This window comes from Eubacterium sp. 1001713B170207_170306_E7 (assembly GCF_015547515.1).
Taxonomy (GTDB): Bacteria; Bacillota; Clostridia; order Eubacteriales; family Eubacteriaceae; genus Eubacterium.
On record NZ_JADMVE010000005.1, the window covers coordinates 24,224 to 43,639 of the forward strand.

Genomic DNA, 19,416 nt, shown 5'->3' on the forward strand with positions numbered 1-19,416 from the left:
TCTTCCTTTCGCACACGCATTTAACTTTGTTATTATATCATACCTAAACTGATTGGCAACCCAAAGCGCCCGTTTTTAAGCCAATAAATGAAAGAATTTACAACTCGTATACAATTGGGATAAAAAAATGTGGGAGTTTGTGCTATAATAAGAGCACTCTTTGATCAAGGATGTGTTTTCCAAATGAATCAGTTCAAGTTTATCATCGACAACGACAATATGGCCATGACGCCGGTCGAAAATATATTTATCAACCATTACATGCCCCGTGCCCGGGGCGATTATGTAAAGGTGTATCTCTTTGGGCTGAAGCACTGCTTTAACCAGTCCCTCGAACCCATTGACAATCTGGCCCTCAGCAAGCTCTTTGACCTGACCGAGGGCGATGTCATCAAGGCCTGGGAATATTGGGAAAAGGAGGGTATCCTTTCCCTGGAATACGTTGGAACAAAGGACGTTATCGTAACGTATTACAATATTTCCGCCAAGCTGATGTCACACCACACCAAGGCAGAGGCGGAGACGAAAAAGACCGAGGCACCTCAAAACCAGGACCCCGACAGCATGGAAGCCCGCGTTGCGCACATGTACACCAAAATACAGCAGATGTACGGCAGCCGGACCATTACCCAGAAGGAAACCCAGCTGTTTAAAAACTGGATCACCGATTATCATTTTACACCCGAGACCGTCATTCTTCTGGTAGAGTATTCCATGAACCTCATCGGCAAAAAGGAAAAGCCTTTCACAGCAAAGCAGATCATCAGCTACCTGAAATCCGTGGCCGAGGGCTGGCACAAGGCCGGCATCCGGGAGGCCGCCGAAGCCGACGCCTATATCCGGAAAAGCGCGGGTGAGCAGAAGCTGGTCTATGATGTTTTTAAATATCTCGGCCTCCGCCGGGCGCCCATCGCCTGGGAAAAGGAAATGATCATCGGCTGGGAGGACGACTACCACTTTGGCACAGACATTATCACCGCGGCCATGCAGCGTTCCAGCAAACAGGATATCCGCTACATTGACGCCATTTTAAAACGCTGGTCCCAAAAGGGGTATACCAGCCTGGAAGAAATCAACGCAGAGCCTAAAAAGGGCTATCATCAGTCAAAGGGCGACGTCGTGATCAGCGAAGACCGCAAAAAGGTCTATGAGGAGCTGGATCAACTAGACGAAGCCTGGTTATGGAGTGACGACAATGAATGAACGTACCAAAAAAGTCTACGATGCCTTTGAGCAGAAGCAGTTCCGCAGTAAGCTTGAGCTTAAGAGAAAGCAGGAGGCGCTTTATGCGGCCATTCCAAGACTCGCAGAGCTCGACCATGCCATTAACCTCCAGGGAATCCGCATGACCCGCGAGGTCTCCCGCAAAAATCCTAATGCCATCTCCGACTTCCGCAAAAGCGTCGAGGCCTTAAAAAAGCAAAAAGAAGCCCTGCTGCGCGAAAACGGCTATCCCCTGGATTATCTGACTCCCCGCTACGACTGCCCGGTCTGCAAGGATACTGGCTACGTAAACGGACAGGTCTGTTCCTGTTTAAAACAGGAACTCATCCGGGCCGCCTTTAATAACTATGATTTAAACATCCATGCACAGGCAGAGAATTTCGACACCTTTAACCCGGATTATTACGCCGACGAAGCGGTCGAAGCCCAGAATGGGTCATCCCGGGAAAAAATGTGCCGTCTCAAGGAAAAAATGCAGCATTACTGCACTCACTTCGACGCTCAAAACGACAATTACCTGTTTACCGGCAAACCCGGCGTGGGCAAAACCTTTATGTCCAACTGTGTGGCCAACGCCCTCATCAGCCAGGGCTATAATGTTATCTATATCACCGCCGCCCACCTGGTCCAGGATATTCAGAGTAAAATTTTCAATGATAATATACCCATTAATGAAATATATTCTCCACTTTTTACCGCTGATTTGTTGATTATCGACGATTTCGGGGCAGAGTTTTACTCGGATTTCAGTAAAAAGCAGCTTTTCGAGGTCATCAACACCCGGCTGCAGGAGCATAAAAAAATTATTTTATCCACCAACCTCACCATGCCCCAGATCCTTGAGAACTACGACGAACGCCTGACCTCCAGAATCCGCGGCAATTTCCTGAACATTGTCTTCGCCGGCGACGATATCCGGCTGATCAAAAAACGTTTGGGATAAAAAACAGCACCGGGCTTTATTGGGCCGGTGCTGTTTTATTTTTGATGATCCGGTCATAGGGCTCAGGCGTTCCATAGATCGCGTTGATCGTCTGCGTATACCGCCCATCCTTTTCGTAGACCACGATGGGCGCCTCTGTAATGAGATAAGGCTTTCCCGCCTTCATACCCTCCACCAGAACCAGATTGGCCGGCTTATCCACATAGGGGTGGATAAACTGCAGGCGTTTGGGCTCTACTCTGTGATCCCGCATCGCGCTCATAACATCCGCCAGGCGGTCCGCCCGGTGGATTAAAAACAGCTTCCCGCGGTCCTTCAGCATCCGTTTGGCAAAAACCACCACATCCTCAATGCCGCATAAAATCTCATGGCGGGCAATGGCCTTGGTTTCCATGGGATTCTTAAGCCCGTGCCCTGCCTTCATATAGGGTGGATTGCTGACCACCACATCGTAGCTGGTCGGTCGCACTCGCTCACCGGGATGCTTGATATCGCCGTGAATAATCTCAATTTTTTCTTCAAGACCATTACAGGCCACACTTCGGCCCGCCATCTCCACCATATTTTCCTGAATCTCAAGCGCCTGAATCTTCTCAACGCCTGTTCTTCCGTATAAGAGCAGCGGAATGATCCCGGTCCCGGTTCCCAGGTCAATCACCCGGCTCTTTCTACGCACCGCGCCCGACGCAAACCATGCCAAAAGGACCGCATCAATGCCAAAACAAAAATAATCCGGGTTCTGGATAATCCTGAGCCCCTTAATTCCCAAATCTTCTAAACGCTCGTTCTCTTTTATAAAGTTATCCACAATTTATGCTCCATTACACTTTCTACACCACAATATTTTGAAAAACACCCGTTTTCCACAAAAGTTATCCACAATTTACCCGATTTTATGCACTTATTGTGGATAACCCTGTGTAAGATTGTCCTAATTTTAACAAAAAGACCGTTGTATTGAGTGATCCACCGCTTTTCATTTTCAGGCCTGCCTGTTTATTACTTTTTTATAAAGTTATCCACATTTCCACAGTTTTTTGTGTGCGTTCTGTGGACGAATCCTCAATTCCTTTATTTCAGGGCTTTTCTTTTCCGAGCAAAACAAGTGTTTTTGTGTACAATTTTCTACTACTATACCATAAGTTATTCACAGTTTAAATACGAATGATGTCACTTTTTCGTAAATTTACTTTATTCTGGCTCAGCTTTTTGTTATAATAAATTTAACTATAAACGAAAGCATGGTATCGACTATGGATAAACGCAATCCAGAGAGCCGAGAAGTCGAAGAGCTTCTGGAAAAAAAGAAAGATCTTTTTTCCCTTTTCTCCGCCTTTGAGGACCGGATCGATCATAAAATATCCCATCTCACCGATTCCACGGAAATCCCCGTAGAATCCATCAAACAGAAAATCGTGGAACCTTCCGAACATCATTTAGAGGACCCTGCCGAGGATCTCTTTGAACAGGCTGTGTTAAAAAGCCAGCAGAAGCCCCACGAAAGCGGTATTGTCGGCTTCCACACCGAAGAAATTCTTGGCGTGGAGGAAGCCTTGTCCGAAATGAAAAAGGCCGAAAACTTCAAGGCCCCGGAAACAAAGCCCGCAGAAGAAGAAGCGGAAGCTCCGGCGGAAATCTTTGAAGCACCTGAAGAACCAGTAGTCCTGACACAGGCTGAGCCAATCGAGACTTCCCAGCCGGAAATTTTCGAGCCAGAATCACCCGAGGCCAGTGCCCCGGCCCTTACGGACACTGAGCCCGCGTTCACCGATCCGCCCGCACCTGCCGAACTTCCTGACAGCTCTGCTCCTCTCGCAAAAGAAGAAACATCCCAGCAGAATGAAGGGCCGATGGAACGTCCCCTTGGCGTTGATGAGCCGGATCTGGCCGAAATCGACGAGCTTCTGCAGGAAGCCGAAGAATTAATGGAGGACATCCCCTACAGCCGCTATATGGCCGCAAGGGCCGCCGTCGACAAGGAAGTTCTTGACGATAATCCACTGGAAGCACCCGAAATTGAAGAAGCCTCCGATTTTGAAGGTGTCGACGAAGCCGAGGAGCCTTTCGAGGAAGATTCCACCCATAATACAGATTCCTCTGAAACGGAAAGCGACGAGTACGATGCACTTTTTGAAGACGATGACTTTGAAGACGATGAGGATTTTGAGGATGAAGACTTCTTTTCAGAAGATCACTCCGATGAGGAAGTTCTTTTTGAAGAAGATGAGCCCGAGGATTTCCCAGAGGATAAAGACTTCGGGGAAGATTCCCTTCCAGATGAAGATGAAGAAATTTTTCAGGAAACCGCTGAGGACGCGGTTCCCGATGAGGAATCTAACCATCCCTTTGCCGATTTTTTTGAAGATACCACGGAAGCCGCCAAGGAAGATTTCTTTGATGAACGTCCGCTGGATGAAGCCCCGGACGAAGAATACTCCGACAACAATCTGGATGACGTCACCTACGAAAACGTCGATGCCGTATCCCTCGGTGCCTTTAAGTATTCCGCCGTATCCCTGCGTCTGATTCTATTTGTTGTCGCCATGCTGGGCATGGGCATCTTTACCGCCCTGTCCTCAGGACGTTTTATCGCTCTGGATTACTTGATTCTTTTTATCCTGTGCATTTTTGTAGCTCTGACTATGGATATGTCCTTTAACGCTACCCTCATCGTGACCGTTGTCCTGATGCTCGGATGCTTTGGCGGACTGATATACACCTTCTTTACCGGCGGGGAAGTCAGCATGTTCCATATGTTCTGGTTCATCATCATCCCAGCCTGCCTCTTAACCGCCTCTGGCCTCGTTCAGAAAATTAAAGAAGTTATCCTCGCAAACCAGCTGCTTAATGAGGAGCTGGATGACCTCTATGCCGAGCAGGAGGAAGCTTTGTTAGAACATCACGAGGAAGAATAAAAGCTTTTAAAACCGCCAGTGGAAGCTGGCGGTTTTTGTTTTAAATTGATAAATATAACTTTTATTACTTTTCAGAATACTGTGAGTTCTTTTAATGTGAGTATGTTTATTTATTTTTTAACCTTTTAAACGTCTCAAATTGCTTGTTACACTTGGCTTTGAATGCTACCCTATATTATAAGCACACCAGATTGCCTATTACGAAGCCCAGGTCGAATTTAAATACATCTCATGTTAAACCTTCATCGGTAATGTGCCGCTTGGCGCTTGGTCATAATCACAAATTTAAATACATCTCATGTTAAACCTTCATATTAATGAATATTATTTTTTAAGGGAGATAAAATCAATTTAAATACATCTCATGTTAAACCTTCATCATAGCATCTAAGTCATTCTTAATAATCCAATTTCGCGTAAACCGTCTGAACAGGCCATTTTCTCGGTGTTTTCCCAGACTCTGGCTTGATTTAGATTTTCTTTTTATCCAGAGGCTAATCCCCTTCTGCCATCAGACTTCCCGGTTTTAGGCGTTTTTTATCGCCTGGGAAATTCCTCCATCAAAACCGAATCAGCTCCTGGTAAATCTTTTCAATAAACTGGTCGGTCATACCGGAGATATAGTCGATGATGGCCCGGTAAAAATCCTGGGGTTCCTCAGGGATATGGTAGATGATTCTGTTTTGCAGAAGGCAGCCGGACGCCTGCCGGTCGGTCTGGTTCCAGTAGTCGCTGATCCAGTCCAGAAAGTTTGTGGTCAACAGGGGAAACTGCTTTTTAAAATAAGGAAGCTTTCCTGCAATCTCGCCTTGATTGTAGAGCTCCTTCAGCGCATCGTATACCCGGTGTATAATCAGCTCGCCATAGTCCTTATAACCGTTTAGCCGTTCATGGTGGTAGATGTTTTTTACATTAAAATCCTGGATATTCTTTAAAACCTCAAACCCCTCATCCGAAAAACGCAGACCGTTCTCCACGGAGCTGTTTTTCCCGAGGTCCAGGATCAAAAGATGGATGACCGTGGTGTTGTTGACATTTCCTCTGGACTGGCCCTGCTGTTCAAAATATTCTGCCACAATACCGTCAAGGGTCTCAAGCTGGTCCCGGCTCAGGATATCCAGCGTCTGGGCGTCCTCAATATCGCGGCCCAGATAGGATATTTTGTCGGCCAGCTTAACCACGCAGCCCTCCCAGGTAAAGGGTGAAAACTGATTGACACGTTTAAAGGTTGACAGGTCAATGGCTTCTTCTCTCGGGTACAGCGCCGCTTCGCTGACCTCGCCGCAGTGGGCGATAATACCGTCTCGAACCCCGTAGGTTAAGTCCAGATTGTACTTTTTGCGGTCCGGCCCTTCCAGCAGCTCAATATTATCCACAAAATGCAGCCCGTTTTTTTCATGCCAGTAATACTGGCCGTTCTGGCCGCTCCACAGCTTTTCATCCCTTACAATATCGTTGAGCACCTTTTCGCCGTGATGGCCGAAGGGCGGATGCCCCAGATCGTGGCCGATGGCAATGGCTCTTGCCAGTTCCACGTTAAGCCCCATGTATTCACAGATGGTGGACGCTACGGATTCCACATAGTTCACATGCTCGATACGGGTGCTGATGTGGTCATTCCCGGGCGAGAAGAACACCTGGGTTTTATGCTTGAGACGCCTGTAGGCTGTGCTGTGAAGGATGCGGGTAAAGTCTCTCCCAAAGGGCGTGCGGATATCGCCCTCCTTCTGATACAGCGTGTGCTGCCTGGCAGTGGCAGCCTCCCATTTTTCTGAGCCTGGAACAGTCGCTACCCGGGCCAGCCTTCCCTGCGTATTGATCATTTCCTGTCACCTTCTTTCCGTAAATTCTAAAAAAAGCCCTCCGGGCTTTCCGTCGGGCTTTCTTCCACAAATGGATTCCTCAGGTCCAAATGCTTCCTTAAATTTTATTATACAGCACTTTTAAAAACCCGTAAAGCATTATTTACATTGACAAGGATATTGAATAATGGTATATTACATATAATTCTTATTAAATTAATATGTTTTCATTCCTTAAGGAGATAAATCATGGATAAAAACTTGAAATTTGAAACCCTTCAGCTTCATGCCGGACAAACCCCGGACCCGGTAACCCATTCGGTGGCCGTGCCGATCTACCAGACCACGTCCTATGCCTTTGACAGCACCGAACACGCGGAAAACCTCTTCGGCTTAAAGGAAAGCGGCAATATCTATACCCGTATCATGAACCCGACCTCCGATGTGCTGGAAAAGCGCATGGCCGCCCTCGAAGGCGGGGTGGGCGCTCTTGCGGTCGCCTCCGGCTCTGCGGCTATCACCCTGACGCTCATGACCATCGCCCAGGCCGGCGACGAAATCGTGGCGGCCTCGACCCTCTACGGCGGCACCTTCAACCTGCTTGACGCAACACTGCCAAAATTTGGCATTAAAACCACCTTTGTGGACCCGGACGATCCGGCAAACTTTGAAGCCGCGGTCAATGAAAACACCAAGGCCATCTACATTGAATCCCTCGGCAACCCCAGCATTAACATCGTCGATGTTGAGGCTGTCGCTCAAATTGCCCATGAGCATAAAATCCCGCTGATCATGGACAACACCTTTGCCACGCCTTATCTTTTTAAAGCCCTGGATTTCGGGGCAGACATTGTGGTTTACTCTGCGACAAAGTTCATCGGCGGCCATGGAACCACCATCGGGGGCATAATTGTGGACGGCGGCACCTTTGACTGGGCAGGAAGCGGAAAATTCCCAGAATTTACAGAGCCGGACGAAAGCTACCACGGCATTGTCTACACCCGGGACGCCGGAGACGCCGCCTTTATCACCAAAGCCCGCGTCCAGATGCTCCGGGACACCGGGGCCTGCATCAGCCCGTTTAATTCCTTTTTGCTGCTTCAGGGCCTTGAGACCCTGTCGCTGCGGCTGGATCGCCATGTGGAAAACACCCGCAGGGTCATCGACTTTTTATCCGGCCACGCAGCGGTGACCTGGGTGAATTATCCCGACCAGGCAGACAACAAATACCATGCCCTGGCGCAAAAATATTTCCCCCGCGGCACAGGCTCCATCTTCACCTTTGGCATTAAAGGCGGCATTGAGGCTGCCCGCAGGTTCATTGATCATATCCAGATTTTCACCCATCTTGCCAACGTGGCCGACGCCAAGTCTCTGGTTATCCATCCGGCAACAACAACCCATCAGCAGCTTTCCGGCGATGCCCTGCTGGCGGCCGGTATTACCGAGGACATGATCCGTGTGTCCATCGGCCTGGAAAACGCCGATGACCTGATCGAGGCCCTTGACGACGCGTTGAAACTTTCACAGGAATAAAAACAGGAGTGTGTAAGCATATGAAAGTCTATGAAGAATTAACCGAGCTCATCGGCGGTACTCCGCTGCTGAAACTAAACCACCTGATGGAAAAGGAGGAGTTGAAGGCCAGCCTTTTCGGCAAGCTGGAATTTTTTAATCCCGGCGGCAGTGTCAAGGACCGCATCGCCCTGTCCATGGTCCTTGACGCTGAGGAAAAGGGGCTTCTCGCGCCTGGCGGCACCATCATTGAGCCCACCAGCGGCAACACGGGCATCGGCCTGGCCCTGGTGGCAACCCTCCGGGGCTACCACCTCATTCTGACCATGCCAGAGACCATGAGCATCGAACGGAGAAGTCTGCTTAAAGCCTTTGGCGCGGAAATCGTCCTGACCGACGGCGACATGGCCATGCAGGGCTCCATCGATAAGGCCCGTGAGCTTAACCGCGAAATCAAAAACTCTATTATTCTGGAACAGTTTGAAAATCCCGCCAATCCCATCGCCCATGAAAAAACCACCGCGTTGGAAATTTGGGACGATCTCGACGGCAGGGTGGATATCTTTGTAGCTGGTGTCGGTACAGGCGGTACCCTCGGCGGGGTTGGAAAAGGCTTAAAGGAAAAAAATCCGGATGTCCAGATCATTGCCGTAGAGCCCTTTGGCTCACAGGTGTTAAAAGGGAAGCCCGCCGGATTCCACGCCATTCAGGGCATCGGCGCAAACTTTGTGCCCGCCGTTCTGGACCGTGACATCATCGACGAGATCCTCCCGGTCAAGGACGAGGATGCCTATGCCTATGCCCGCGTCTTAACCAAAACCGAGGGGCTTTTGGTCGGTATCTCCTCCGGCGCTGTGGCCTGGGCGGCCATCCAGCTTGCCAGACGCCCGGAAAACGCCGGAAAGAACATTGTGATCCTGCTGCCGGATACCGGAGAACGTTATTTATCCACACCGCTTTTTAATTAAAGCGAATCCGAAAAGAGCCGGACTGCAAGGCACGGCAGCCCGGTTTTAATCGACATCAAACAAAAAGGAAGTGACTCTATGCCCATCAAAATTCCAGGCGACCTGCCTGCTTTTCAGATTCTTGAAAATGAAAACATCTTTGTCATGGACCAGGACCGGGCGACTACACAGGATATCCGCCCTCTGAAAATCGCCATCATGAATCTCATGCCCACCAAGGTCGTTACCGAGACCCAGCTGCTGCGGCTCATCGGCAATACCCCCATTCAGGTGGACGTCACCCTTCTGCAGTCCGATACCCACGACTGCAAAAACACGGATCAGGCGCACCTGGATACTTTTTACAAAACCTTCAGTGATGTGCGCCACGAATATTTTGACGGTCTTATCATCACCGGCGCTCCTATCGAAACCCTTCCCTTTGAGGAGGTCGATTACTGGGATGAGCTGGTGGATATTATGGACTGGAGCCTGACCCATGTGTACTCCACGCTTCATATCTGCTGGGGCGCTCAGGCCGCTTTATACCACCACTACGGCGTGCCAAAGCACCATCTGGACCACAAGCTCTTCGGCGTTTTTGAACACCACCTCGAGGAAAAATATATTCCGCTGTTCCGCGGCTTTGACGATATTTTCTATGTGCCCCATTCCCGTCATTCCGAGGTGCGCCGTGAAGACATCGAAAAGGTACCGGAGCTTTCCATGATGGCCATGTCCGACGAAGCGGGCGTATACATCGTGACCGCTAAAGAAGGGCGGCAGATATTTATCACCGGCCACAGCGAGTACGACTGGGATACCCTGAAAAAGGAATATGACCGGGATATCTCCCAGGGCAGGCCCATCAATGTCCCCAACAACTATTACCCGGACGATGACCCCGCCAGAAAGCCGGTGGTGCGCTGGCGCGGCCATTCTAACCTGTTGTTTTTCAACTGGCTCAATTATTATGTTTATCAGGCAACCCCCTATGATCTGGAGCGCAATCCGGATTTTGGCTGACATTAACTGCTAATGTGGTCAGTTCACTGACGCAGCAGCTTTACACAGTAATGTTAAATTTAAAACACCTGTAAGTCAGGAATTATCCTGACTTACAGGTGTTTTATTTAAGAAGCTGTATATGCGAAAAGGAATACCTGTCAATCTGTCTATAAGCCTCATAAGATGCACGGAAAAGGTCGACGTCCCGAATTCCCAAGAGACGGCTGGTATTTGTCAAAATTAAAACTACCAGATCCTTTGGCGGCATTTTTGCATCATCTTCAATATATTTTAATAATACTTCTCTTCTTGCTCCATAATCAGCAGCCGTAAGGTATTTAAACTGTTTTTTTGTAATTGGTAAATTAAAAATTTCAATAAAGTCACTATAAACAAGATCGATGCTACTATGCATAAGAAAATCAACCGATTGCTTTTTCAGCGTCTCATAATAAAAAGACGTTGTGATAGGGTCATCAAAGATATTGATATTAAAAATCATGGAAACATAAAAATGCTTGTAATAAGCATTTCTGCATTTAGGAATATTTTCAACCGCATAATCCTTGATTCTTAAAAAATAATCGTTGAATATTACAGATACCAGATAATCCTTTGTCGGAAAATAATAGGTCAAATTTCCCTGAGCAATACCAACGGTCTCAGCAATTTCTTTCATCGATGTTTTTTTATATCCCTTTTCATGAAAAAATTTTTTTGCCGTGCTTAGAATTTTATTTTTTGTTTCTTCGCCCTTTTTCAAATATCTCACCTCACGCAAACAATTATAACAAACCACACAACATTTCGCAAAATATAAAAGCTTTAAGGAAATCGTTGACATTTACTTTAAAATAGTCTATAATCAAATAAAACTAATTAGTTTATTTTTAAAAAATCCTAAACGAGGTGAGCAAATGATTTATGAAGAACGAATGACGCGGTTAAACATGGCTTTTTCAAGAAAAGAACCCGATCGTGTCCCCATATTATCAATGTCTGAAACCTGGCACTTAAATTACGCTGGGATAAGCGTAGAAAAAGCGTTCATTGAGAGTCCAGACCTATACTTCAAGGCTTTTCAAAAATATCAGGATGATATTTACTTTGACGGCCAACATGGTCTTGGAAATGTTTTTCCTATTAAAATGATTGACCGACTTGGGACTGGCGGCACTTACATCGCTAACGAAAATGGTTTGCAGGTTATCGGAAGCAAGGCTGAGGTTATGACTCCTGACGAATACCCTGATTTAATAGAAGATCCTCTTGGTTTTGTCGCAAAAACAATTGCTCCTAGAAAGTATTCAGCTTTAAATCAGGATTTTAATACTTCTTACAAAAATCTGTGTGACGCAATGGATGAATTCAAAAAATTCGCAGAGCTCAATGGCACTGTTACTAATCGGCTGAAAAATGAATTGGGAATACCCGTTTTAACTGGAGCTGCCTGCTATGTAACACCTGACATTATGCTTGATCACCTCCGTGATTTTGTCGGAACGATTAACGATATCCGCAGACATCCCGATGAGTTTTATAAAGCCTGCGACGCACTTTTTGACTGGACAATAAAGCTTGTAACAGAATTTTACACAACACCTGAGGATGGCCGATTTATTTTCAGCCCTTTACATCTCCCCACCTATCTGAAACCAAAAGACTTTGAAAAATACTATTTGCCGCATCTGATTAAAATGGTTGAGACTTTAACTGCAAAAGGATATACACAATTTCTGTTCATGGAAAACAACTGGGAACCCTATCTTGAAATGCTTCAGGACCTTCCTGATGGAAAAATCGCGGGTTTGTTTGAGCATGGCGATCTGAGTGAAATCAAAAAGTCTATCGGGAATAAAATGTGTGTTATCGGCGGAATGCCCACCAATATATTAAACCATAAAACCAAGCTGGAGTGCATTGATTATGCTAAACATGTTATTGATACCTGTGCCCCCGGCGGTGGATATATCTTTAGTGTTGATCGCTCACTGCTGTCCTTACAGGATTGCAACCCAGATAATTTAAGGGCGGTTAATAATTTTGTCACTGAATATGGAATTTATTAGAGGAGGTTTATACCATGCTTGATTCAATTAACGGTACTATTTTTGAAACACTGGAAAATGACTATTTTATTGATTTGCCAAACGAAGAAGCACGAGAAGCAATGATCCTGAAAATATTGTACATGCTCCTGGCAAGATAAGGAGAAAAAAATGAATGAAAACATTGAACGTAATAATACCGGAAAGATTAAATTTGTTCTTTTCAGTTTGATCGGACTTGTTGTTTTCTTTGTAAAACTTCCCTTTGGTGAAACAAGCACCGTTCCTATTGATATGATTGTCGGTATTGCCAAAACAGCACTGGCACCGGTTCTTCCCTATCTGGTTCTGGCTATCGGTATCTACGGAATGTATGATGTTTTTATAAAACAAAAATCCTACAAAGGAGGAGTCTCCAATATCATTATGTCAATCTGTAAAGCGCTTGGCTTTTTGATGATTGTTTTGGTCGTGTTTAACATTGGGCCTTCCTTTTTGATGGCTCCAGATATTGGCCCTTCTACCGTGAAAATACTTGGAGGCTCTGTCGCTTTAGTCGCTGCAATCGGCGCTTTCTTCCTTCCTCTTTTGCTGGAATTTGGTTTGGCAGACGCCATTGGCGTTTTTCTCAGGCCTCTTATGCGTCCGCTTTTCAAAGTTCCCGGTAAATCAGGCGTTGTTGCTGTAACTGAGTATATTGGAAACTTTTCACTCGGCCACATCGCGATTAATAAAATGTACAAAAATGGTGAAGTGACTGGAAAAGAAGCTGCAATAATAGCAACTGGATGGGCGACTCCTTCTTTGGTGACTTTTATGGTATTTGCCAATATGATGGAGATTATGAATTATTGGAATATCTATTTTCTTGTTGTCACTTTAGCTGTTACAATCATAACATTTATTACAATCCGCATCTATCCACTGCGAAATATTAAAAATGATTATTATCCCGGCGTGACACCCATTGAAGAAAAAGTATATAAAACGAACTTGTTTAAAAACTTTTGGGCTGAAGGTGTTAAAAAGGCAGACAACGCCCCTTCTCTCGGGAAAATAGAACTTACACAGTTAAAAAATATTCTTCCTATGCTTGGCGGTATGATGACTACCGGTATGTTTTTTATGGCCGGTGGCCTTATTTTAAAAACTTATACTCCTATTGTAACTTGGATCGGATACCTTTTCTGGCCATTCCTTTCCCTTATACAGATTCCGGATATCACCGTCGCTATGCAATCATGCGGTATGTCTATTCTAGACAGCATGTTTACCGTCGTTGTTGCGGTCGGTCAGAATATCGACATTGCTACTCGTTTTCTCATCGCTGCAATTCCACCCTGCATGATCGTTTTTCTTTCTGGATTTGTTCCATGCCTTTTGTCCACAGAAGTTCCCATTAAATTTTATCAGTTAATCATGCTTTGGTTTATAAGAGTTGTTCTAACCATCCTGTTAATCGGTTCTTTCGTTTGGTTATTTTTCTAACGTATAAAATTAAAAATCCTGGATAGCTTACATAATCAGCTATCCAGGATAATACCATGGAGGAGAGCAAATGGCAGCGAAAAAATATTTTAACGAAAAAAAAGGCGCTGTTCGATTTATTGGTTTCAGTCTGATAGGCATTTTTCTTTTCTTTATTCAAGTTCCTTTTGGAAACGGGAGAAAAATACCAATCGACATCATCATTACGGTTATCCGTCAATTCTTTGGTAATTTCTTACCTTATTTTGTATTACTTATTGGACTTTTTGGTATGATTGATATTTTTCTCATTCGAAAAACTTATAAAGGCAGCAAAACAGCTGTTGCTATGACAATTTGTAAGATTCTAGGCTTTTTAATGATCGTGGCATCAGTATTTCAATTTGGTCCATATTTTTTAATCAAGCCTGAAATTGGTCCGTACACTGTCAATTTACTTGGCGGTCCTGTTGGTATCACGATTTTAATTGGTTCATTATTCTTACCGCTTTTACTGGAATATGGTCTTGCCGATGCTTTGGGCGTACTCCTGCGACCCATCATGCGTCCGGTTTTTAAAATCCCGGGTAGAACAGCTATCGTTGCAGTAACAGCCTTTTTCGGGAATTTTGCTCTTGGCCATATTGGCATTGAAAAAATGTATAAGCAGGGGCAGTGTACTGGTAAAGAATCCGCAATCGTAGGAACCGGATTTGCAACGGCTTCTATCGTTACCTTTATGGTATTTGCCAACATGGTTGGCATTATGGATCAATGGAATCTTTATTTTATTCTGACGGTCATCTGCACTTTTGGCATTACCGCAATAACATGCCGAATCTATCCGCTCCGCCATATAAAAAACACTTACTATCCAAAAGTGACGCCCGATCCCGAACCCGAGTATAAAACAAATGTTTTTAAAAATGCGTTTCTCGAAGGTATTAAATCCGCTGAAACTGCAACACCACTGATTGAAAATATAGCGCTTCAGGTAAAAGACACACTTTTTGTTCTTGGGGGCATGTTAACAAGCGGGATGTTCTTTATGGCTGGTGCATTAATTATTAAAGAACATACTGAAATTTTCACATGGATCGGCTATCTATTCTGGCCCTTCCTGTCCCTTGTCAAAATGCCCGATATGGCTATAGCCATTGATGCCTGTGGTATTTCTATCCTTGATTCCATGCTAGCCGCCGCAGTAGGCGCTAATGCACTGCAAGACGGAATTATGCTAGCAATGACCACAAGGTACTTTTTAGCCGTACTGCCTGTTTCCATGATTGTATTTTTTTCTGGTTTTATTCCCTGTATTCTATCCACGGAAATTCCAATCAAATTACATGAATTGATTATATTATGGTTTATAAGGGTTGTCCTGACAATTTTTATTATTGGTATTTTTGGATTACTCTTCTTATAAAAGGCTGCTTTAAAAGACCGTCTGAATTAACATTTTCTGGTTAATTCAGACGGTCTTCTTTACTTTATCCCCAGCGTAATCTGGTTTAAAATATCGTCCAGCTTCTTCTTACTGATTGAGTAAAAGGCTTCCTGGCGGACCTTGTGAACCTCAGTCATTGAAAGGCCGGTCAACTGCTTCAGATGGCGTGATACCGCCCCCGGAGACACCATGAGTTCGTCTGACAGCATCTTGGTCGTCATCGGCTTTTCTGCAATCATGCAGATGATTTTCAGGCGGGTCTCATCGGCAAAGGCCTTGAAATAGGGGACAAGCTCTCGGACAATTTTATCCAGCTCCTCGTTTTCCAAAATAATATTTGAGCACAGCACCAGATTAAACCGATCATTGGTGAAAAAGTAATGCGGTGCGCAGAACAGGGAAGCATAAACCTTGATATTGATGAAAAAATCCTCAAAAACATGGTTGTAACCGGGATACTTTTCATTCTTGTCTGAGTAGATATACTTTCTGTTTTGAAAGGAAATACAGGGGTGGATGGCACTGATAAATGTGGAAAGGTCTGCTCTTTCAAACAGCGCTTTTTTCTGGTCCAGCTCCTGGGCCAGCAGCTCAGAAATCTCCGGCCATTCCTCCTTAAAAACATTTTCCCAAAGCTCCCGAAGCACACTGGAGATGCGTTTTCTGTAGCTGTCAATGTGGCACAGAAAATCATAGGAGGTCTGTTTATCAACATATTCCGGGAGATAGCTGTCCTCTACTTCAAGGATAAGCTCAGGCTCCTTCATCCATCTGTGCAGCGTGGACCGGCTGACCTTATTATAGGGAAACGCCACAGCGCAGTAGCTTGCGTCTGACAGCTGATCCATCTTTTCAATCATCACCTCAAAGGGCTCATTCTCTTCATCAATGGTCAGATAATGCATCATCTCCGGCGGAAAGGTCCAGCTCCAGGTGACCTTATCCAGCGCCAGCACTTCTTCTAAAAATTCCGGCGTTATTTTTTTCCGCAGCCGTTTAAAAAGGGTTTTATTGTAAACATGGTGGGTCTCGTTGGTCAGAATATGCAGAAAAAATGACATCTCAAAAATCGGATCAATATAAAAGGACGCGGTGACCCGCTCTTCTTTTCGAATATTTGTATCGTAATAATTACTCAGTGGCATTTGGGCTTCTCCTTGCTACCGCTCACTCACATGTTCCAAATCGTGTGTAATGATCAGGTATAGGTTATTCTACTCTCATTATAATCGAAACCATCCTAAAACTCAATAGCATATTTGCTTTTTGATTAATATATATTTGATCATATGCAAAATAATATATAAACTATTTAATCAATCTATTATTGACTAAATGCTAAATATATGTTATTCTTTAGTCAGTTGATCAACACAAAAATTTCATAAGGGGAAATCGTCATGCAAAAGGAACAAAATCTTAAAAAGTATTTTACGCTGTTTGCACTCTGCCTGACCGGTGCGGTTGTCTATGAGCTGCCTTATCTAAGCTATGGTTATTATGATCTGATGCTCAAGGCTTTTTCAATCGACAACACTCAGATGGGAACGCTGATGAGCGCTTACGGCCTGGTAGCAATGCTCGCTTATTTTCCGGGGGGATGGCTTGCGGACAAATATCCGGCAAAAATCTTAATGATTATCTCACTCATCACCACCGGCCTGCTGGGGCTGTGGATCAGCACTTTTCCATCTTATCCGATTCTTCTGTTAATCTATATCCTCTGGGGTATCTCCATAACCCTTCCTTTCTGGGCCGCCATGCTTAAGGCCACAAGACAGCTGGGGGACAGCACCGAGCAGGGCCGTCTGTTCGGCATTCTCGAAGCCGGGCGCGGGCTCTTTCCGGTCTTTTACGGTTTGATCATTGTCTGGATCTTCAATAAACTGGGCGCTGCTCTGGGGGCAATGCGCGGTGTCTTTATCGCCTACTCTGTTTTATGCTTTATCGGCGCTCTGGTCGCCTTTTTATTCATCAAATACGAAAAGGAGGACGGAGAGCGTCAGAAAGGCGCGTCGGGAAAGGAAGTTCTCCAAATCATAAAGATGCCTGGTATGTGGCTCGTTGCCCTGGTCATCTTTTCATCCTACAACATGTACGCCTGCTTCAGCTATCTCACGCCCTATATGACCGAATTCTTTGGGCTGAGCGATTCGATGGGCGCGACCCTTTATCTCATCCGCTTTTATGCCATCGGCGTGGTGGGCGGCATTGCATCCGGGTTCATCGCGGACAAAACCGGCTCAAACGCGCGTGTCATTGCCATTGTCTTTGTCATTGCCATCGTGGGCTTAATTGGATTTTTAGTGGTTCCCACAGGTGAAGCCAACCTGATAATGGTCATCATGGCCCTGTTTATTGTGGCCATCGGCATCTTTATGTCACGCGGGATTTACTTTGCCACCATTGATGAACTCAACATCCCCATGCACCTGACCGGCGCTGCCATCGGCTTTGCCTCCGTCATTGGCTTTATGCCCGAGGCCTTTGCCTATACACTGGTCGGCAAATGGCTGGATACCTATCCCGGCACGCAGGGCTACCACATTCTTTTCATCTATATGCTTGTCTTTGCTGTCATCGGAACCGTGGCCGCGTTTATTCTCTATAAACGCGTTAAAAAGCAGAAAATTGATCGCGTAAAGGAAATTTAATCATGAAAAGTTACGAACGCATCCTATCAAAAACAGACATCGAAAATATTCATGCGCTGTCCTTAAAAATACTGGACGCCATCGGCATCCAGTTCGAGCATCCAAAAGCACTGGAAATCCTGAAGGCAAACGGCTGCCGTGTTGAGGGGCAAAGAGTTTTCTTTGACCGGTCCATTATCGAGGAAACCCTGAAAAAAATTCCTGCTTCTTTCGAACTGTACACGCAGGCAGGCCCCACCGTCGTTGGCGGAGGCAGTATGCTCATGGAACCCGTCAGCGGAAATATCTATATCAACGACGGCAAAAAAATCCGCCGCACCACCAATGACGACACCATCGACATGTTTAAACTCGCGGATACCAGCGATATTATTACCAGCAATTACCTCAACTACTTCTCAGACGAAAACAGTATGACCGAGGACGAGCGTCTCTTTTACCAGACCGCCATGATGCTCAAATACTCAAACAAAGCCACCCTCGAGATTTATCCCTGCCCGCTGGGCCTGCCTCATGATTACGATTTTGAGGCAATGTACTGCCGAAGCTTTGAGCTGATCAACCGTTTTTATGGAAACGATACACCTCATGGCATCTACCTTGTTAACCCGCTGTCACCCCTGTGCTATGATACCGATCCCCTGCAAAAACTCATGATCATGGCAAAGCACGGGATTCCCATGATGCTGGCGCCCTGTGCCATGCCCATGCTGACAGCCCCTTACTCTGTTTACTCCATGATCGCCATGACCAACGCAGAGGTTCTTGCCGGTGCAGTTCTCACACAGCTTATCCGGCCGGGCCATCCCATGGTTTTCGGCAACACCTCAGCCTCGACCAATCTCCGGACGGTGCAGCTATCCATCGGCTCGCCCGAAACCGCCCTTGTGAGCTATGCCCTCGCCGGGCTGGCAGATTTTTACGAGGTTCCCTTCCGAACCGCCGGAGGGCTGAGCGACGCCAAAAGCTGCGACGCCCAGGCCGGGCTTGAGTCCATGCTGATGTGCATGGCCACCCTCGAGATAAAGCCGGATTATATTCTTCATGGCTGCGGCACAATCGGGAGCTTTAATGTCATGAGCTTTGACAAGTTTCTGATGGACGAGGAGGCCTACCGAATGGCCGCCAGATTTTTGAGGGGCATCGATACCGCTGAGGAAAAATCCTGCTTTGACCTTCTTTCAGAGATCGGCCCCCGCGGAAACTTCCTGCACGGAAGGACGCCCAAAATGTTTAAGGAAGAATTCTTTTCGCCGAAGGTTTTAAATAAAGAGGACCCCAACCAGTGGCAGAATTCCGGCAGCCGGCCGTTGACCGAGACCCTGTCGGCAGAACGCACCAAAAGAATCGCTTCATATGAGCCGCCGAAGCTGTCGGCCGAGCAGGAGCGGCTGGTCAACCAATATATTCCACATCCATACCGCGAAACACTATAGGGAGGAAAAA

Annotated in this window: 16 protein-coding genes; 12 read left to right on the forward strand and 4 right to left on the reverse strand. The window is 46.0% G+C overall.

The window, feature by feature from the left end; all coding sequences use genetic code 11:
- Positions 1-183 precede the first annotated feature (183 nt).
- Together I2B62_RS12935 and I2B62_RS12940 are read left to right on the forward strand one after the other, a co-directional pair.
- Complete coding sequence (locus I2B62_RS12935; RefSeq protein ID WP_195269492.1) at positions 184-1,203, forward strand: DnaD domain protein; 1,020 nt, start codon at positions 184-186, stop codon at positions 1,201-1,203.
- Positions 1,196-2,167: an ATP-binding protein gene (locus I2B62_RS12940; protein WP_195269493.1), complete on the forward strand. Its 972-nt coding sequence runs from the start codon at positions 1,196-1,198 to the stop codon at positions 2,165-2,167. Before I2B62_RS12935 ends, I2B62_RS12940 begins: the two co-directional genes overlap by 8 nt.
- Positions 2,168-2,183: 16 nt before the next feature.
- Here I2B62_RS12940 and I2B62_RS12945 read toward each other — a convergent pair whose 3' ends face one another.
- A complete protein-coding gene (locus I2B62_RS12945; RefSeq protein WP_195269494.1) occupies positions 2,184-2,975 on the reverse strand; it encodes a tRNA1(Val) (adenine(37)-N6)-methyltransferase in 792 nt (263 codons plus the stop codon).
- A 445-nt stretch (positions 2,976-3,420) separates the two neighbouring features.
- Between I2B62_RS12945 and I2B62_RS12950 the strand changes: the two genes are divergently transcribed.
- Complete coding sequence (locus I2B62_RS12950) at positions 3,421-5,082, forward strand: hypothetical protein (protein ID WP_195269495.1); 1,662 nt, start codon at positions 3,421-3,423, stop codon at positions 5,080-5,082.
- 560 nt (positions 5,083-5,642) lie between these two features.
- On the opposite strand, the gene I2B62_RS12955 is transcribed toward I2B62_RS12950, so the two are convergent.
- Positions 5,643-6,905, reverse strand: a complete 1,263-nt coding sequence (locus tag I2B62_RS12955; protein ID WP_195269496.1) for an HD domain-containing protein — start codon at positions 6,903-6,905, stop codon at positions 5,643-5,645.
- Between the two features lie 225 nt (positions 6,906-7,130).
- Between I2B62_RS12955 and I2B62_RS12960 the strand changes: the two genes are divergently transcribed.
- The 3 genes from I2B62_RS12960 to metA all read left to right on the forward strand — a co-directional run bounded on the left by I2B62_RS12960 (position 7,131) and on the right by metA (position 10,372).
- On the forward strand, positions 7,131-8,420 hold the full coding sequence (locus I2B62_RS12960; protein WP_195269808.1) for an O-acetylhomoserine aminocarboxypropyltransferase/cysteine synthase family protein: 1,290 nt from the start codon (positions 7,131-7,133) through the stop codon (positions 8,418-8,420).
- A gap of 20 nt (positions 8,421-8,440) precedes the next feature.
- Positions 8,441-9,367 (forward strand): cysteine synthase A, encoded by a 927-nt coding sequence (cysK, locus tag I2B62_RS12965; protein WP_195269497.1) that lies wholly within the window; start codon positions 8,441-8,443, stop codon positions 9,365-9,367.
- 78 nt (positions 9,368-9,445) lie between these two features.
- A complete protein-coding gene (gene metA, locus I2B62_RS12970) occupies positions 9,446-10,372 on the forward strand; it encodes a homoserine O-succinyltransferase (protein WP_195269498.1) in 927 nt (308 codons plus the stop codon).
- A gap of 103 nt (positions 10,373-10,475) precedes the next feature.
- On the opposite strand, the gene I2B62_RS12975 is transcribed toward metA, so the two are convergent.
- Positions 10,476-11,117, reverse strand: a complete 642-nt coding sequence (locus tag I2B62_RS12975) for a TetR/AcrR family transcriptional regulator (protein ID WP_195269499.1) — start codon at positions 11,115-11,117, stop codon at positions 10,476-10,478.
- Positions 11,118-11,271: 154 nt separating this feature from the next.
- Here I2B62_RS12975 and I2B62_RS12980 point away from each other — a divergent pair, with 154 nt between their 5' ends.
- The 4 genes from I2B62_RS12980 to I2B62_RS12990 all read left to right on the forward strand — a co-directional run bounded on the left by I2B62_RS12980 (position 11,272) and on the right by I2B62_RS12990 (position 15,295).
- Entirely contained in the window at positions 11,272-12,423 is a 1,152-nt protein-coding gene (locus I2B62_RS12980; protein WP_195269500.1) for a uroporphyrinogen decarboxylase family protein, read from the forward strand.
- A gap of 14 nt (positions 12,424-12,437) precedes the next feature.
- Entirely contained in the window at positions 12,438-12,563 is a 126-nt protein-coding gene (locus I2B62_RS20665; RefSeq protein ID WP_279354794.1) for a hypothetical protein, read from the forward strand.
- Positions 12,564-12,573: 10 nt separating this feature from the next.
- Positions 12,574-13,890, forward strand: coding sequence for a YjiH family protein (locus tag I2B62_RS12985; protein ID WP_195269501.1), 1,317 nt, complete (start codon positions 12,574-12,576; stop codon positions 13,888-13,890).
- Between the two features lie 70 nt (positions 13,891-13,960).
- Entirely contained in the window at positions 13,961-15,295 is a 1,335-nt protein-coding gene (locus I2B62_RS12990) for a YjiH family protein (RefSeq protein ID WP_195269502.1), read from the forward strand.
- A 59-nt stretch (positions 15,296-15,354) separates the two neighbouring features.
- Here the strand turns inward: I2B62_RS12990 and I2B62_RS12995 are convergent, their stop codons facing one another.
- Complete coding sequence (locus tag I2B62_RS12995; protein WP_195269503.1) at positions 15,355-16,461, reverse strand: metalloregulator ArsR/SmtB family transcription factor; 1,107 nt, start codon at positions 16,459-16,461, stop codon at positions 15,355-15,357.
- 255 nt (positions 16,462-16,716) lie between these two features.
- On the opposite strand from I2B62_RS12995, the gene I2B62_RS13000 reads away from it, so the two are divergent.
- Positions 16,717-17,970 carry an MFS transporter gene (locus I2B62_RS13000; RefSeq protein WP_195269504.1) on the forward strand — a complete coding sequence of 418 codons (1,254 nt, stop codon included), beginning with the start codon at positions 16,717-16,719 and terminating at the stop codon, positions 17,968-17,970.
- A gap of 2 nt (positions 17,971-17,972) precedes the next feature.
- The gene (locus I2B62_RS13005; protein ID WP_195269505.1) at positions 17,973-19,406 is read left to right on the forward strand and encodes a trimethylamine methyltransferase family protein; all 1,434 of its coding nucleotides are present in this window, start codon (positions 17,973-17,975) and stop codon (positions 19,404-19,406) included.
- The last annotated feature ends 10 nt before the right edge of the window (positions 19,407-19,416 follow it).

Excerpts from the sequence above, each read along its gene's own strand:
- I2B62_RS12935 (WP_195269492.1), top strand. The coding sequence starts at position 184 with ATGAATCAGTTCAAGTTTATCATCGACAACGACAATATGGCCATGACG.
- I2B62_RS12940 (WP_195269493.1), top strand. The coding sequence starts at position 1,196 with ATGAATGAACGTACCAAAAAAGTCTACGATGCCTTTGAGCAGAAGCAG.
- I2B62_RS12950 (WP_195269495.1), top strand. The coding sequence starts at position 3,421 with ATGGATAAACGCAATCCAGAGAGCCGAGAAGTCGAAGAGCTTCTGGAA.
- I2B62_RS12955 (WP_195269496.1), bottom strand. The coding sequence starts at position 6,905 with ATGATCAATACGCAGGGAAGGCTGGCCCGGGTAGCGACTGTTCCAGGC.
- cysK (WP_195269497.1), top strand. The coding sequence starts at position 8,441 with ATGAAAGTCTATGAAGAATTAACCGAGCTCATCGGCGGTACTCCGCTG.
- metA (WP_195269498.1), top strand. The coding sequence starts at position 9,446 with ATGCCCATCAAAATTCCAGGCGACCTGCCTGCTTTTCAGATTCTTGAA.
- I2B62_RS12980 (WP_195269500.1), top strand. The coding sequence starts at position 11,272 with ATGATTTATGAAGAACGAATGACGCGGTTAAACATGGCTTTTTCAAGA.
- I2B62_RS20665 (WP_279354794.1), top strand. The coding sequence starts at position 12,438 with ATGCTTGATTCAATTAACGGTACTATTTTTGAAACACTGGAAAATGAC.
- I2B62_RS12985 (WP_195269501.1), top strand. The coding sequence starts at position 12,574 with ATGAATGAAAACATTGAACGTAATAATACCGGAAAGATTAAATTTGTT.
- I2B62_RS12990 (WP_195269502.1), top strand. The coding sequence starts at position 13,961 with ATGGCAGCGAAAAAATATTTTAACGAAAAAAAAGGCGCTGTTCGATTT.
- I2B62_RS12995 (WP_195269503.1), bottom strand. The coding sequence starts at position 16,461 with ATGCCACTGAGTAATTATTACGATACAAATATTCGAAAAGAAGAGCGG.
- I2B62_RS13000 (WP_195269504.1), top strand. The coding sequence starts at position 16,717 with ATGCAAAAGGAACAAAATCTTAAAAAGTATTTTACGCTGTTTGCACTC.
- I2B62_RS13005 (WP_195269505.1), top strand. The coding sequence starts at position 17,973 with ATGAAAAGTTACGAACGCATCCTATCAAAAACAGACATCGAAAATATT.